We start from the raw sequence: 15,402 nt of genomic DNA, 5'->3' as shown, positions 1-15,402 counted from the left end.
ATTGACTCCCCGTGAGTTGAGTCACGCCTCAAAGGGCGCACGACAGCCCATCTTTCGCGCGTATATGTCACAGACCCGCACCGACCGGACAGTGGACCACGCCCGTCACTCCAGGGCTCTGGTTTAAAAGCGGATTGACGTGTTCCGCCCGCGTTCACCCTTCTCGGCCGCTCAGGCCACCCCGGCCGCCCCGCAGCCTCGCTCACCCCCTTCACCCCCTTCACCCCCTTAACCCTCACCTGCCCCAACACGCGTCTGCGCCGGTGTGGTTCCGCGCTCCCACCGGCTGTCGGCCACCGGCCCTCTCGGCCAGAAGCCGAGCCGGCGGCCCCGCTGGAAGCAGGAAGCGGCCCGCAGCCGCCGCGTCCAGGGCTTCACTCACCGGCCACCGGGAGGGCGTGAAGTCCTCTTCCGTGGAGGCGGGTTCCCGGGGGCCGAGCGTGCGGCGGCCGGCTTCGCAGAGGCGCGGAAAGACACTCACCGCGGTGGTCGCACGGACCACCGCGGTGAGGGGGCGTCGGCAAGCCCGGCGAGGTCAGCCGATGCGGTCCAGGACGATCGGCCGCGGCGCGGGGGCGGCGTCCGGCGCGGCGACGGAGAACGCGCCCTCCAGCGCCTCCACGGCGTACCCGAAGGCGTCCGGGGTGTCGGTGTGCAGCGTCATCAGCGGCTGCCCGGCGACGACCGGCTCGCCCGGCTTGGCGTGGAGTTCGACGCCCGCGCCGGCCTGCACGGCGTCCTCCTTGCGGGCCCGGCCGGCGCCCAGCCGCCAGGCGGCGACGCCGACGGCGTAGGCGTCCAGTTCGGCGAGCACGCCGGTGGCCGGGGCGGTGACGGTGTGGCGCTCGCGGGCGGTGGGCAGGGGGGCGTCCGGGTCGCCGCCCTGGGCGCGGACCATGCGGCGCCACACGTCCATGGCCCGGCCGTCGGCGAGCGCCTTGACCGGGTCGGCGTCGGGCAGGCCGGCCGCGTCGAGCATCTCCCGGGCCAGTGCCAGGGTGAGCTCCACGACGTCGGCGGGGCCGCCGCCGGCCAGTACCTCGACCGACTCGCGCACCTCCAGCGCGTTGCCCGCGGTGAGCCCGAGCGGCACCGACATGTCGGTGAGCAGCGCGATGGTGCGCACCCCGTGGTCGTTGCCCAACCCGACCATCGTGGAGGCCAGTTCGCGGGCGTCCTCGATGTTCTTCATGAACGCGCCGGAGCCCGCCTTGACGTCCAGGACCAGCGCGCCGGTGCCCTCGGCGATCTTCTTGGACATGATCGAGGAGGCGATCAGCGGGATGGACTCCACCGTGCCGGTGACGTCGCGCAGCGCGTAGAGCTTCTTGTCGGCGGGGGCGAGCCCGTCGCCGGCCGCGCAGACCACGGCGCCGACCTCGTCGAGCACGGTCATCATCGCGTCGTTGGAGAGCTCCGCCCGCCAGCCGGGGATGGACTCCAGCTTGTCCAGGGTGCCGCCGGTGTGGCCGAGGCCCCGCCCGGACAGCTGCGGCACGGCGGCCCCGCAGGCGGCGACCAGGGGCGCCAGCGGGAGGGTGATCTTGTCGCCTACGCCGCCGGTGGAGTGCTTGTCGGCGGTCGGGCGGGACAGCCGGGAGAAGTCCATCCGGTCGCCGGAGGCGATCATCGCCGCGGTCCAGCGGGCGATCTCGGCCCGGTCCATGCCGTTGAGCAGGATCGCCATGGCCAGCGCGGACATCTGCTCGTCGGCGACCTCGCCGCGGGTGTAGGCGTCGATCACCCAGTCGATCTGCTCGTCGCTGAGCCGGCCGCGGTCGCGCTTGGCGCGGATGACGGAAATGGCGTCCATGGAAGGCAGTTCCTCGCGTTCGTGACATGGCCGCGCCCCCGGGGCCGTGCGGGCGGCCGGGAGAACGGCGGCAGACGGAACCCGCCCCGGGCGGTGGGCCCGGGGCGGGGTGGAACGTGGCGCTCGGGGCGCCTGGCCGAAGAAGCCGGAAGAGCCGAAGAGGCCGAAGGAGCCGAAGGAGCCGAAGGAGCGGAGATGCCTGACAGGGCCTGGTGCCGGTCGCGGCACTAGCGGGACGTCAGGTCCTCGCGCCCGAAGGCGTCGGGCAGCAGCTCCTTCATCGGCCGCACCCCGGACGGGGTGTCCACCAGCAGGTCGGGGCCGCCGTGCTCCCACAGCAGTTGGCGGCAGCGGCCGCACGGCATCAGCGCGGCCCCCTTGCGGTCGACGCAGGCGAAGGCGACCAGTCGGCCGCCGCCCGTGGCGTGCAGCGAGGAGACCAGGCCGCACTCGGCGCACAGCGCCACCCCGTAGGCGGCGTTCTCGACGTTGCAGCCGACGACCGTGCGCCCGTCGTCGGTGAGCGCGGCGGCGCCGACCGGGAAGCCGGAGTAGGGCGCGTACGCCCGCTCCATGGCCGCCCGGGCGGCGGACCGCAGCCCGGCCCAGTCGGGAGCCCACGCGGGGTCCCGGTCAGCGGCCAGGTCAGCGGCCAGGTCAGCGGCCACGCCAGCAGCTCGGCCGGCGTCCCGGTCAGCGGCCCCGACGGGGCCGTCGGCCGTCGGGTCGGCCCCGTCCGCGGGCAGTTCGACGGCCCCCGCGTCGACGCCGGCCATCAGTGGCCCTGGCCCTTGCGGTAGGGCAGGCCGTCGGCCTTGGGCATCCGCAGCCGCTGCGCCGACAGGCCCATCACCAGCAGGGTGACGACGTACGGCGTGCCCTGCACGACCTCGTCCGGCACCGAGTCGGTGAACGTGTACCAGAGGGACAGCAGCACCGCGAAGCCCAGCGCCACGGCCGGGGCGAGGCGGGCGCCGCGGTAGAACCGCCACACCGCCATGGCCACCAGCAGGACGGCGATGAGCAGCAGCAGCGCGTGCACGGACGGGCCGCCGTTGCGCAGCTGGAGGCTGTCTGCGTAGCCGAACAGGCCGGCGCCCATGGCCAGGCCGCCGGGCCGCCAGTTGCCGAAGATCATGGCCGCGAGGCCGATGTAGCCGCGGCCGCCGGTCTGCCCCTCCAGGTAGAAGTGCGTGCCGATGGCGAGGAAGACGCCGCCCAGGCCGGCGAGCGCTCCGGAGATCACCACGGCGGCGTACTTGTACGTGTACACGTTGACGCCCAGCGACTCGGCTGCCACCGGGTTCTCGCCGCAGGAGCGCAGCCGCAGGCCGAACGGGGTGCGCCACAGGACGAAGAACGTGGCGACGAAGAGCACCAGGGCCAGCAGGGTCAGCGCCGAGATGCCGGTGACCAGGCCGCCGATGATCCCGGCCAGGTCGGAGACGAGGAACCAGTGGTGCGTCTCCACGGTGTGCAGCCAGTGGGACAGGCCGGGCACGGTGAAGTGCTTGACGTCGTCCATGGGCGGGGACTGCTTGGGCGTGCCGCCCTTCTGCGCGGCGTCGCCGACGTTGAACAGCCGCTTGGCCAGGTACTGGGTGACGCCGGCGGCCAGGATGTTCATCGCGACACCGGCGATGATGTGGTCCACGCCGAAGGTGACCGTGACCACCGCGTGCACCAGCCCGCCGAGGGCGCCGCCGAGCACGCCGGCCAGCACCGCGAGCCACGGGTTGGTCTGCCAGCCGGCCCAGGCGCCGAAGAAGGTGCCGAGGATCATCATGCCCTCAAGGCCGATGTTGACCACGCCGGCCCGCTCCGACCACAGGCCGGCGAGCCCGGCCAGGCCGATGGGCACGGCGCCGGCCAGCGCGCCGGCCACCTGCCCGGAGGAGGTGACGTCCTCGGCGCCGGTGATGGCGCGCACGGCGGAGAGCACGATGAGGGCGCCGGCGACGATCAGCAGCAGCATCGGCGTCGACAGCCGGATGCGGCCGGTGGCGGGGCGCTCCTTGGCGCGCGGCGCCGCGGGCTGCGGCGTCTGGGTTGCGGTGGCGCTCACGCGTCCTCCTTCGTCGCTGCGGCGGAGCCGGACCCGGCCCCCGCCTGCTTGCCGATGACCGGGGCCGCGACGGAGCCGGCACCGGCGCCGGTGCCCGGCCCGCCGGACGCCGCCGCGGCGGCCAGCTCCGCGCCGACCTGCCGCTGCTGCCGGGTGAGGCCGTAGCGGCGGACCAGCTCGTAGGCGATGACCACGGCGAGCACGATCACGCCCTGGATGACGCCGACGATCTCCTTGTCGAAGCCCTCGAACTCCAGCCCGTCCGAGGCGCGCTCCAGGAACGCCCAGAGCAGCGCGCCGATCCCGATGCCGATCGGGTTGTTGCGGCCGAGCAGGGCCACCGCGATGCCGGTGAAGCCGATGCCGGTCGGGAAGTCGGTGCCGTAGTCGTGGGACTCGTTGAGCAGGGTGGACATGCCGACCAGGCCGGCCATGCCGCCGGAGATGAGCATGCTGGTGATGATCATCTTCTTGACGTTGACGCCGCTGGCCTCCGCCGCCGACTCCGAGCGGCCCACGGCCCGCAGGTCGAAGCCGAAGCGGGTGCGGGAGAGCAGGAACCAGTACAGGACGCCGGCCAGCACCGCGAAGACGATGAAGCCGTCCAGCGGGTCGGTGGCGGTCTGGAAGTTGAACAGGTGCCCGGAGGACGGCAGCGGCTTGGTGGACACCATGTTGGCGTCCTTGTCGAGCACGCCGAGGCGGCCGCCCTGGAGGAAGTAGCCGATGACGATGCCGGCCAGCGAGTTGAGCATGATCGTGGAGATCACCTCGCTGACGCCGCGGGTCACCTTGAGCACGCCGGCGATGGCCGCCCAGACCGCGCCGACCACCATGGCGGTGACGATGATCAGCGGGATCTGCAGCACGCTCGGCATGGCCACGGCCCCGCCGACGGCGGCGGCGAAGAACGCCGCCATCCGGTACTGGCCGTCCACGCCGATGTTGAACAGGTTCATCCGGAAGCCGACGGCGACCGCGAGCCCGCTCAGGTAGTAGGTGATCCCCTTGTTGAGGATGTAGACCTGGCTGTCGGACTTGTCGCCGTAGGTCACCATCACGTTGAACGCGTGGAACGGGTCCTTGCCGGTGGCCAGCAGCACCAGCGCGGTGACGATCAGCGCGCCGACGACCGCGAGCACGGGTGCCGCGACGGCCAGCAGCACCCGGTCCTTGTCGAACTTCTTCATCGGTCCTCTCCCCCGGCCGGCTCGGCGGCGGGCGCCGGCTCCCCGGCCGCGTCGGCGGCGTTCTCCGCGCCGTGCTCCACGGCGTTCTCCAGATGGCCGGAGGCGGCGCCTGTCATGGCGGAGCCCAGCTCCTCGGGTGTGACGGTCGCCGGGTCGGCGTCCGCGACCAGCCGGCCCCGGTACATCACGCGCAGGGTGTCGGACAGGCCGATCAGCTCGTCGAGGTCGGCGGAGATGAGCAGCACCGCCAGGCCCTCGCGCCGCGCCTCGCGGATCTGGTCCCAGATCTGGGCCTGCGCGCCGACGTCCACGCCCCGGGTGGGGTGCGCGGCGATCAGCAGCTTCGGCAGGTGGCTCATCTCGCGGCCGACGATCAGCTTCTGCTGGTTGCCGCCGGACAGCGACGCCGCGGTGACCTCGATGCCGGGGGTGCGCACGTCGTACTCGCGCACGATCCGCTCGGTGTCGCGGCGGGCGGCGCCCGGGTCGATCAGCGCGCCGCGGCTGTTGGGGTGCTCGGTGACGTGCCCGAGGATGCGGTTCTCCCACAGCGGCGCCTCAAGGAGCAGGCCGTGCCGGTGGCGGTCCTCGGGGATGTAGCCGATGCCGTCCTCGCGGCGGCGCCGGGTGGGCAGCCGGGTGATGTCGGCGCCGTCGAGGGTGAGCACGCCGGCGTCGGGCGTCCGCATGCCCATGATCGCCTCGACCAGTTCGGCCTGCCCGTTGCCCTCCACGCCCGCGATGCCGAGGACCTCGCCCTTGTGGATGGTGAACGCGACGTCGTCCAGCACCGTCCGCTCGACGCCCTCGGCGTCGACCGCGGCCAGCCGCAGCTCCGCGACGGTGAGCATCGGCTCGTCGGTGACGGTGGACTCGCGGGTCTCCGGCGAGGGCAGCTCGCTGCCGACCATCAGCTCGGCGAGCTGCTTGGGGGTGGTGCTGGCCGGGTCGGCGCTGCCCACGGTGGTGCCGCGGCGGATGACCGTGATGTCGTCGGCGACCGACAGCACCTCGCCGAGCTTGTGCGAGATGAAGATGACGGTCAGGCCCTCGGCCTTGAGGCCGCGCAGGTTGTCGAAGAGCGCGTCGACCTCCTGCGGGACGAGAACGGCGGTCGGCTCGTCGAGGATCAGGATGCGCGCGCCGCGGTAGAGGACCTTGAGGATCTCCACCCGCTGGCGGTCGGCGACGCCGAGGTCCTCCACGAGGGCGTCGGGCCGGACTCCGAGGCCGTAGGCGTCCGAGATCTCGGTGATCCGGGCGCGCGCCCGGCCGCCGATGCCGTGCAGCTTCTCGCTGCCGAGGACGATGTTCTCCAGCACGGTCAGGTTGTCGGCGAGCATGAAGTGCTGGTGCACCATGCCGATGCCGCGGACGATGGCGTCGCCGGGGTCGCCGAAGGAGACCTGCTCGCCGTTGATGGCGATGGTGCCCTCGTCGGGCTTCTGCATCCCGTAGAGGATCTTCATCAGGGTCGACTTGCCGGCGCCGTTCTCGCCCACGAGGGCGTGCACGGTGCCGGTGCGCACGGTGATGTCGATGTCGTGGTTGGCGACGACGCCGGGGAAGCGCTTGGTGATGCCGCGCAGCTGTACGGCGGGGGGCGCTGCGGAGTTGGTGGACGCGTTGATGGCGCACTCTCCTGGGGGGAAAGGCTCGGGCGGTGCGGGTGGCGTGGACGGGGCCGGGCCGGGCCCTGGGGTGGCAGGTCCGGTTCCGGGTCCGGGGTGCGGGTTCCCCGGGGGTCGGGGTCCGCGCGGGCGGGGTTGCGGCGGTGTGCGGGTACTGCGGAGGTACTGCTGGTACGACGGAGGCCGCCGGGGAGCGGCGGCGGGTGCCGGGCGGGTGCGGGGGGACCGTACCGCGCGCTCCGGCGGGTGGGCACCGTGCTGACCGTCCGGACCGGGCAGGACGGCCGGGCCGGGGGCGGCTGCGGGAGCGTTCCGGTCCGGGGCGTTCCGGTCCGGGCGGGTCCGGGACCCGCCCGGATGCGGGCCGCGTACGGCGAAGGCCCGGCGGGGGGTGCCGGAGCCTCCCCCGCCGGGCCTTCCGGGCCTGTCCTGCGCGCCGCCGGTGGTCGCGCCGCGGTCACCGCGCCTCGGTCAGCCCGGCGCGGTCACCGCTGCGCGATCCGCGTCACGGGGTGGACGAGACCTTGGTCGCGCCCGAGACGATCTTCTGCTTGGCCGCGTCCAGCTGGGACTGGATGTCGGTGATGAAGCCGCCCGAAGTCGAGAGCGAGACACCGCCGTTGGCCAGGTCGTACGTGTTGGTGCCGGTCTTCGGCGTACCGGACTGCACCGACTTGATCAGGTCGTAGACGGCGACGTCCACGTTCTTCACCGCGGAGGTGAGGATCTGGCTCTTGTACTTCGACAGCGCCGGGTCCTGGTACTGGTCGGAGTCGACGCCGATCGCCCAGGCGCCCGCCTTGCCGGCCACGGTCTGGATCGAACCGTCACCGGACAGGCCGGCCGCGGTGTAGATGACGTCGATGCCCTTGTCGAGCATGCCCTTGGCCTTGCCGGCGGCGGAGGTCGGGTCGGCGAAGCCCTTGGCGTCCGTCTCGTACAGGTACTGGTCGGTGACCTTGTCGGACGGCTTGGTGTCGTGCACGCCCTGGTCGAAGCCGGCCTGGAAGGTGCCGATCAGGGTGTTGTGCACACCGCCGATGAAGCCGACCTGCCCGGTCTTGCTCTTCAGCGCGGCGGCCACACCGGCCAGGTACGAGCTCTGCTCGGTGGCGAAGACCATGCTGTCGACGTTCGGGGCGTCCACGACGGAGTCGACGATCGCGAAGGTGGTCTTCGGGTACTTCTTCGCGATCTTCGTGACGGCGTCACCGTAGGTGTAGCCGACCGCGATGACCGGGTTGTAGCCGGCGCCGGCGAGCTGGTCCAGCCGCGTCTCGCGGTCGGACTCGGTCTCGTCCTGGCTGGCGGTCTGCTCCTTCTCGCCGAGCTTGAACTCCTTGACGGCCTTGTCCATGCCGCGCGAGGCTGAGTCGTTGAAGGAGTGGTCGCCGCGCCCGCCGACGTCGTACGCCATGCCGACGCCCTTGCCCTTGCTCCCGTCGGAGGACGACGACTTGCCGCTGTCCGACGTGGTGCTGCTGCCGCAGGCGGTAGCGGTCAGAGCGAGGGCCGCGGACACCATGCCCGCGGCGGCGATCTTGGTTACCCGGCGCAAGAGGGTCCCCTTCAGTCTGGAAGCGCCCCGTCCGGCGCTGGCTAAGCCGGAGCTTAACGCGCGTAGATGTCACGTAAAGACCGAATGAAGACCTGTTATCGGATCGACGCATTTCGGCCTCGTGAAACACCCGTAACCGTGGCCTCACCGGCTGTCAGGACAGCAGGACAGCGGCGGTGAACAACTCCGCACCGACGGTCAGAGCGCCCTCATCGATGTCGAAGTCCCCCTGGTGCAGGTCGCGCTTGGCGGTGTCGCCGACGGGCCGCACGCCGAGCCGGGCCAGCGCGCCGGGCACCCGCTCCAGGTACCAGGAGAAGTCCTCGCCGCCGAGCGACTGCTCGGTGTCCTCGATGGCGTGCAGGCCGTACCGGGCGGTCATCGCCTCGCGCAGCAGCTCCACCGACGTCGCCTCGTTGACCACCGGCGGCACGCCGCGCTGGTAGACGATGGCGCACTTGGCGCGGTAGGTCGCCGCGATGTGGTCGACCACCTCGTGCACCAGGTCGGGGGCCTCGTGCCAGGCCGCCAGCTCCAGGCAGCGCAGGGTGCCCTCCAACTCGGCGTGGGAGGGGATGACGTTGGCGGCGTGCCCGGCCTCGATCCGGCCCCACACCAGGCTCAGGCCCGAGCGCGGGTCGACCCGGCGGCTGAGCGCGGCGGGCAGCTCGGTGGCGAACTTGGCGACCGCCATCACCAGGTCGGTGGTCAGGTGCGGGCGGGCGCTGTGGCCGCCGGGGCCCTCCAGGGTGAGGCTCACCTTGTCCGCGGCGGAGGTGATCGGGCCGACCCGCAGGCCGATCCGGCCGACCTCGACCTTGGGGTCGCAGTGCACGGCGAGGATGCGGTCGACGTTCTCCAGCACCCCGGCCTTGATCGCGTCCAGCGCGCCGCCGGGCATCACCTCCTCGGCCGGCTGGAAGAGCAGCCGCACCGGGCGCGGCAGCCGGCCGGCCCGCAGCAGGTCGGCGAGGAGCAGCCCGGTCCCCAGCACGATCGTGGTGTGCGCGTCGTGCCCGCAGGCGTGCGCGCGGCCTTCGGCGGTGGAGCGGTACGGCACGGACTTCTGGTCCGGAACGGGCAGCGCGTCGATGTCGGCCCGCAGCGCCAGCCGGGGGCGGTCGTCACCCGGGGCCGCGATGTCGCAGAAGAGGCCGGTCCCGTGGGGCAGCACCGTCGGGGCGAGGCCGATCCGCTCCAGATGGGCCTTGATCTTCCGGGTGGTGCGGAACTCCTGGCGGCTGAGCTCGGGGTGACGGTGCAGATCGCGCCGGAAGGCGACGAGCTCGGCGTGCAACGCCTCGGAGACCACGGGCAGTTCGGGCTGGGCGGGCGCGGACGGCGCCTCGGGTGAGTCGTTCACCTCAGCCAGGGTAGGCCCCACGGCCGACTCCTCTCACAAGTTCGGTGAAACCGTCAACTTCCTTTGGCGGCTCCGGCGGCGTCGCCACGTGCCGCGACCTGCCACGACGTGCCGCGACCGTCGTCTCCCGCCCGGGCGTCAACGGGCACGACGGGAGCGGGGCGGAGAGAGGTCGCCGATCGGGCGCATACCTGACCATCCTCATGGGTATGCCCACCCTTTTGGGGCCGTGGGCAGTTCACCCCTACATAGTCGCTCAACGAACGACCCGCCGCGAGGCAACGCGCGTACTTCCGCCACGCCCGCGCGCCCGCGCGGCGCCTTCACCCGCCTTTGCGCGGCGGTCCCCGGCGGTCCGCGGCGTTCCTCGGCGTTTCTCGGCACGTTGCCCTGCTGGACGGGCCACGTTACGCCTCGGCCGCGCGGCCGGCAGGTCGAGCGGAGCGGCGGCCTCCGCCGCGCGGCCGGTCCTACGGCTGCTCGGCCGCCGGGGCGGGGTCCGCCGGGCCGGGTCCCGGTCGGCGGTCGGGGCCGAAAGCTCGGGCTACTGAGCCACCGCCTCACTCGGGCAGCCGTCGGACTGCTCCACGCGCTGCCAGCCGGGGCCGGGCACCGTCACGGTCACCGTCACGGTCACGGTCACGGGCGGTTCGGTGGGCATGGGCACGGCCGGCGCCGCTGATCCGCCGGCCTGGGCGGGCGGCACCTCACGGGCCCGCTGCCTGTTCAGCGCGACGGCGGCCGTGCAGGCCAGCTGGCGCAGGGCCGTGTCGTCGAACTCGGCCGTACCGGCCGCGAGGGTGACGGCGACGGTGTCCTCACCGGTCCGCAGCTGAAGGACGCTCGCGGGCTCGGGCACGCTGGTGGTCAGGCCCTTGCGCCCCTCCTCCCCGCTGGGCCCCGCGAGCAGCTGCTCCAGCGCGGCGGCCACCGGGTCGTCGTCGCCCTCCACCTCGCGGGTGACCTCCTGCAACTCCTTGCCGTGGAGAAGGTAGACCGTGACAGCGGTCAGCCGCGGCGCGGGCAGCCCGCTCGCGGCGCTCCCGACGTCGATCACCCCGGAGGTGGGCACCCCGCAGCCCGCGACGAGGAGTCCGAGCACCGCGGCTCCCACCGTGGCCCCGGCCGCCCCCCAGGCCCGCCGCGGCCTCACCAGCCGCCCTCCCTGCCCGCGTCCCCGGACCGCCCCGCGGCCCGGCCCCGGCCCCGTGATCCTGGCCGGAGTCGCCGTGAGCCCGGTCGGCCGGGAGTTCGACGGTGAGGACCGCGCCGCCGCCCGACCCCGCGTTGCGCGCGCGGACGCGCCCTCCGTGCAGGCGCACGTTCTCCGCCGTGATGGCCAGGCCCAGCCCGCTGCTCTCGCTCCGGGTGCGCGCCGCCCCCGCCTTGTAGAAGCGCTCGAAGATGTGCGGCAGGGCCATCGCGCCGATTCCGGGACCGCTGTCCGTGACGGTCAGCCGCACCCACCGCGCCCCCGACGCCTCCCGGTAGGCCGCCAGTTCGACGGTGACGGGCGGATCGCCGTGGCGCAGCGCGTTGCCGACGAGGTTGGCGACGACCACGTCGAAGCGGCGCGGGTCCACGGCCGCGCGCAGGGCCCCCGGCGCGGGCAGCACCGCGTCCACCTGGTCCTGCCAGCCGCGGGCGGCCAGGGTGCGCTGGACGGACTCGGCCATGTCGATCTCGTCCAGGCTGAGTTCGGCGGCGCCGGCGTCGAACCGGGATATCTCCATGAGGTCGTTCACCAGCCGTACCAGCCGTCCGGTCTCCTCGCTGATGAGCGAGACCGCCTCGGCGGTCTCGCCCTCCAGCCGCGCCGACTCCTCGTCCAGGACGTCGGTGACGGCGGCCATCGCGGCCAGCGGGGTGCGCAGTTCGTGGGAGACGTCGGCGGAGAAGCGTCGCGCCTGCGCCTCCATCCGGCGCAGCTCGGCGACGGAGCGCTCCAGTTCGACGGCCGTCTCGTTGAACGCCGCCGACAGCTCGGCGAGTTCGTCGGAGCCCTGGACGGTCAGCCGGGTGTCGAGATGCCCGGCGGCCATCCGGCGGGTCGCCTGGCGCAGCGCCCGTACCGGGCGCAGCACCCCGCGGGCCACGAAGAGGGCGAGCAGGACGGCCAGGCCCAGCGCGGGCAGCGTGGCCCGCTCCACCGCGCCGACGAGAGCGGTGACGTACCCCTGCTCGGTGGTCTGCGGCACCACGAGGTAGAGCACGAGCCCGGAGCGGCCGCCCGCCCCGGACGGGGACTCGTAGAGGACGGGCAGTCCGACGACGAGCGAGGCGGCCCCGCCGGCGCGCACGCGCTGGAAGACGGCCACCGACCGGGTGCCCACCGAGCGGCGCAGCTCCGGCGTCACCTCGTCGAACCCGTCGGTCGAGGCGGAACTGGCCCGCAGGGAACGGTAGGTGGCCAGCACCAGCCAGTGCTGCGAGCGGTGCGTGGCGGCCAGGGAGTCGACCAGTGCGGACACCTGCGACTGGTCGAGGGGTGAGGCTATCGGCGGGACCGCCGCGTCCACGCTGTCGCGGAACTGGTCGACGACCATGTCCTGGCTCTGCTGGAGCACCCCGGTGCGCGCCTCCCGGAAGGTCAGCGCGCCCGCGCCGAGGGCGCTGGCCGCCGCCACCAGCGTGAAGCCCGCGACGAGCCGGAAGCGCAGGCTTCGGACGACTCCGGACATTCGGGGCATCGTGTCGGGTCGCTCTCAGACGGCGGCACGGAAGCGGTAGCCGAAGCCCCGCACCGTCTCGACGTGGTGGGCGCTGTCGCCGAGCTTGCCGCGCAGCCGTTTCACGCAGGCGTCCACCAGCCGGATGTCGCCGTGGTAGCCGTGCTCCCAGACCGTCTCCAGCAGGTGCTGGCGGCTGAGCACCTGGCCGGGCGACGCGGAGAGGGCGAACAGCAGCCGCAGTTCGGAGGGGGCCAGCGGCACCGGGGTGCCGTTCAGGGTGACGGTCATGCCGGCCCGGTCGATGGTGACGTCGCCGTAACTGCTCAGCCGGGGGCGGCTCGGCCCGGCGGCGGGTTCGGTGCGGCGCAGGACCGCGCGCATCCGGGCCTCCAGCACGCCGGCCTGCACCGGCTTGACCACGTAGTCGTCCGCGCCCGCCTCCAGGCCGACCACCACGTCCACGTCGTCGCCGCGCGCGGTGACGATGATGATCGGCACCTGGTCGTACTCGCGGATGCGCCGGCACACGTCCAGGCCGGACAGGCCCGGCAGCATCAGGTCGAGGACCACCACGTCCGAGCCGTGGGACCGCAGCCGGTCCAGGCCCTCCTCGCCGGTGGCCGCCTCGGCCACCTCGTGCCCCCGGTGGCGCAGGGCCCAGCCGACTCCGCGCCGCACGGCGGGGTCGTCCTCGATCAGCAAGACGCGGGGCATGGCCCCCAGTATGGGCGCGGCCGGTGTCCGCGGTCCGCCGGGGGACGTCCCCGGGCGGCGACTGTTGCAGAACGGTCACACTGCGTGCGGCGCCGGCACCGGCCCCATCAGGCCCGTCGGCCAAGCCGTTGCCGATCTGTGACCCTCTCGACCTGAGGTCATCATGTGCGGCCGTCAGTCTTGAGCGGCGGCGCCGGGCCGCAGGGGGTCCTGCGCCGTGCGCCGGAGCCGATCGGAGAGGACGAGGCATGAGCAGGGCAGGGCAGCGGAGGGCAGGCGCGCACGCGGGCAGGAGGAGGCGGCGGAGCGGCGGGTCGTACGTGCTGCTCGGGCTGGTCTTCGTCGCGTTGCTGGGCGTGATCGTCTTCACCGTGCGGCCGGGCGGTTGGCCTCGGACGGGTACGGCCTCGGCAGCCGACAGCCGCAGCCAGGGCCGGAGCCCGGGCAGCGTCTCCGCCGCACCGGTCACCTCCCCGAGCGCCGTGTCCAGCACCTCTCCCAGTGCCCCGGCCAGCACCTCGGCCAGCCCGTCGTCCAGCACCACCCCTCCGGTCACGCCGAGCGCCACCGCCACCACGAGCCCTCCGGCGACGACGTCGCCGACCGTGCCCAAGTCCGGCACCGGCGTCTTCGCCACGGCCCTGGCCAGCGGCGCGGCCGCCGGCCACGGTGACATCCGCCACTACAAGGTGGAGGTGGAGGGGGGCGCCGGCATATCCGCGGCCTCGGCCGCCCACGAGATCCAGAGCATCCTCGCCAACCCGCGCGGCTGGACCGCCGACGGCCACGACGGCTTCCAGCTCGTCTCCTCCGGGACCGTCGACTTCGTGATCAAGATAGCCACCCCCGACACCACGGACGCCATCTGCGGCGCGGCCGGCCTGCACACGCACGGCGAGGTCAACTGCGATGTCGGCCCGACCGTCGTGGTCAACCTCAAGCGCTGGCTGCTGGGGTCGCCGGAGTTCGACGGCCCGGTGGTGGACTACCGGGCGCTGATCATCAACCACGAGGTCGGCCACCGCATCGGCCACGGCCACGAGACCTGCCCCGGCCCCGGCATGCTCGCCCCCGTCATGATGCAGCAGATCGACGGCCTGAAGGGCTGCAAGGCCAACCAGTGGCCGTACGACGCCGAAGGCCACTACATCCAGGGCCCCTCCGTCCCCTAGCCGGACCCTCCCGGACCCCGCCGGACCCTCCCCGGTCCCGGACGGCAGCCGACGCCGGCGGTGGGGCGGCCCGGACGAGGGACCTCCGGGGCCGGGTGGGCGCGGGTGGGTCGCGGCCGCCCGACCTCGGGCACAGCCCGGGCACGGCGACGCCTTGGCTGCGGCGGGGGCCGACGGACCGGCGTCGAGCGCGGGTTCCGTGCCGGGGGTTCAGCCACCGACCGCCGGCGGGCCGAGCGGGAGGATCTCGCGCTCGAAGAAGTCGACGAACGGCTCACTTCGCCCGTACAGCGTCTCGAAGTCCGCCAGGGTCTCGGCGATCAGGGCGGGGTCGCTGTACCGCCTGGCGCCGTCCGCGTTCCCCTCGGGGTCGTACTGCACCTCGTAGATCGCCACGTCGCCGAGGACGACGATCTCCGGAACGGACCGCTCCCGCTCGATGTCGGCGATGGTCCGCGCGTCCAGGACCCGCATCCGGTCGCCCACCTCCACCCGCAGCCGCAGGACGTGCATCTCCCACTGCACATACGGCGTCACGGGGAATTCGACGACCCGGAGCCGCCGCTGCACGACGCCCAGCCCCTCGGCCTCGGCGAGCTGCGCGGTATAGATCGGACGCTTTTCCTCGACGAGTTCGAGCGCCTCTTCCCAACGCCCGGCGGCGAACGCCTCCCAGCTCGCGAAACCGCGTTCCTGGAAGTGCTGGCCGCGTTCCAGCTTGTCCTGGGTTTCGATTCCGCTTTTGAGGATGCGGTTGAATTCCTCGTGGTAGGCGGGGCGTTTCAGGCGTTCGAAGGTGCCGTCGGGAAAGGAGTCAAACACTGGGGATGTCCGGCTTCGCCGCGACCAGCATGTTCCTGGGGATGACGACGAGCCGCTCGTCCGCTCCGACCGACACCCCGGTGGGCAGGTTGCGGCCGAGGGAGCTGGTCAGGTCCCGTCCGATGACGGCGATGTCGCCGTTCTCCAACTCCCAGATGTCCGGGCAGTCCGCGTTGTCGGTGGTGTTCCCGAGTTCCTGCGGCGACTTTCCGAGCCGCCGCAGGAACGTGGTCTCAGGGTCTGCTTCCCATGGTCTCGGCACAGTGCTCTCCCAGCATCGACTGGCAAACGAATAGGTCCAAATACGCCGCCTGCAGACAGCACGCGGGCAGCACGCGGATCGCAGTCCGAGCTCACGCGGATCACACGCGGATCACCCGCCGATCGCAGCCGCAGAGTACC

General features: G+C 73.0%; 12 protein-coding genes and 1 pseudogene. 1 reads left to right on the top strand and 12 read right to left on the bottom strand.

Annotated elements, in window-relative coordinates:
• Positions 1 to 535: 535 nt before the first annotated feature.
• The 10 genes and pseudogenes from BS72_RS21075 to BS72_RS21030 form a co-directional block, all read right to left on the bottom strand.
• Positions 536 to 1,813, bottom strand: a complete 1,278-nt coding sequence (locus BS72_RS21075; RefSeq protein ID WP_037912643.1) for a thymidine phosphorylase — start codon at positions 1,811 to 1,813, stop codon at positions 536 to 538.
• Positions 1,814 to 2,040: 227 nt separating this feature from the next.
• Positions 2,041 to 2,457 carry a cytidine deaminase gene (locus tag BS72_RS38545; protein ID WP_037916967.1) on the bottom strand — a complete coding sequence of 139 codons (417 nt, stop codon included), beginning with the start codon at positions 2,455 to 2,457 and terminating at the stop codon, positions 2,041 to 2,043.
• A 131-nt stretch (positions 2,458 to 2,588) separates the two neighbouring features.
• Positions 2,589 to 3,878, bottom strand: coding sequence for an ABC transporter permease (locus BS72_RS21065; RefSeq protein ID WP_037912640.1), 1,290 nt, complete (start codon positions 3,876 to 3,878; stop codon positions 2,589 to 2,591).
• Complete coding sequence (locus BS72_RS21060) at positions 3,875 to 5,068, bottom strand: ABC transporter permease (protein ID WP_078901516.1); 1,194 nt, start codon at positions 5,066 to 5,068, stop codon at positions 3,875 to 3,877. The genes BS72_RS21065 and BS72_RS21060 overlap by 4 nt, the downstream gene beginning before the upstream one ends.
• Positions 5,065 to 6,699, bottom strand: a complete 1,635-nt coding sequence (locus BS72_RS21055) for an ABC transporter ATP-binding protein (protein ID WP_051951349.1) — start codon at positions 6,697 to 6,699, stop codon at positions 5,065 to 5,067. Before BS72_RS21055 ends, BS72_RS21060 begins: the two co-directional genes overlap by 4 nt.
• 505 nt (positions 6,700 to 7,204) lie before the next feature.
• A complete protein-coding gene (locus BS72_RS21050; RefSeq protein WP_037912636.1) occupies positions 7,205 to 8,257 on the bottom strand; it encodes a BMP family lipoprotein in 1,053 nt (350 codons plus the stop codon).
• A gap of 154 nt (positions 8,258 to 8,411) precedes the next feature.
• On the bottom strand, positions 8,412 to 9,620 hold the full coding sequence (locus BS72_RS21045; protein ID WP_037912633.1) for an amidohydrolase: 1,209 nt from the start codon (positions 9,618 to 9,620) through the stop codon (positions 8,412 to 8,414).
• Positions 9,621 to 10,164: 544 nt separating this feature from the next.
• Complete coding sequence (locus BS72_RS21040; protein ID WP_037912630.1) at positions 10,165 to 10,572, bottom strand: GerMN domain-containing protein; 408 nt, start codon at positions 10,570 to 10,572, stop codon at positions 10,165 to 10,167.
• 214 nt (positions 10,573 to 10,786) lie between these two features.
• Positions 10,787 to 12,301, bottom strand: a pseudogene (locus BS72_RS21035) (sensor histidine kinase); the annotation flags it as partial.
• Between the two features lie 24 nt (positions 12,302 to 12,325).
• Complete coding sequence (locus tag BS72_RS21030; protein ID WP_037912628.1) at positions 12,326 to 13,006, bottom strand: response regulator transcription factor; 681 nt, start codon at positions 13,004 to 13,006, stop codon at positions 12,326 to 12,328.
• A gap of 248 nt (positions 13,007 to 13,254) precedes the next feature.
• On the opposite strand from BS72_RS21030, the gene BS72_RS21025 reads away from it, so the two are divergent.
• Entirely contained in the window at positions 13,255 to 14,178 is a 924-nt protein-coding gene (locus BS72_RS21025) for a DUF3152 domain-containing protein (RefSeq protein WP_037912626.1), read from the top strand.
• 210 nt (positions 14,179 to 14,388) lie between these two features.
• Here BS72_RS21025 and BS72_RS21020 read toward each other — a convergent pair whose 3' ends face one another.
• Together BS72_RS21020 and BS72_RS21015 are read right to left on the bottom strand one after the other, a co-directional pair.
• A complete protein-coding gene (locus BS72_RS21020) occupies positions 14,389 to 15,000 on the bottom strand; it encodes a DUF6879 family protein (protein WP_037912624.1) in 612 nt (203 codons plus the stop codon).
• Positions 14,993 to 15,262 (bottom strand): hypothetical protein, encoded by a 270-nt coding sequence (locus tag BS72_RS21015; RefSeq protein WP_037912622.1) that lies wholly within the window; start codon positions 15,260 to 15,262, stop codon positions 14,993 to 14,995. Before BS72_RS21015 ends, BS72_RS21020 begins: the two co-directional genes overlap by 8 nt.
• Positions 15,263 to 15,402: the final 140 nt, after the last annotated feature.

Origin of the sequence: Actinacidiphila yeochonensis CN732, from assembly GCF_000745345.1 — a bacterium.
GTDB lineage: Bacteria > Actinomycetota > Actinomycetes > Streptomycetales > Streptomycetaceae > Actinacidiphila > Actinacidiphila yeochonensis.
The sequence above is the reverse complement of the archived record's forward strand: the minus strand, read 5'-3'. Positions and strand labels throughout refer to the sequence as shown.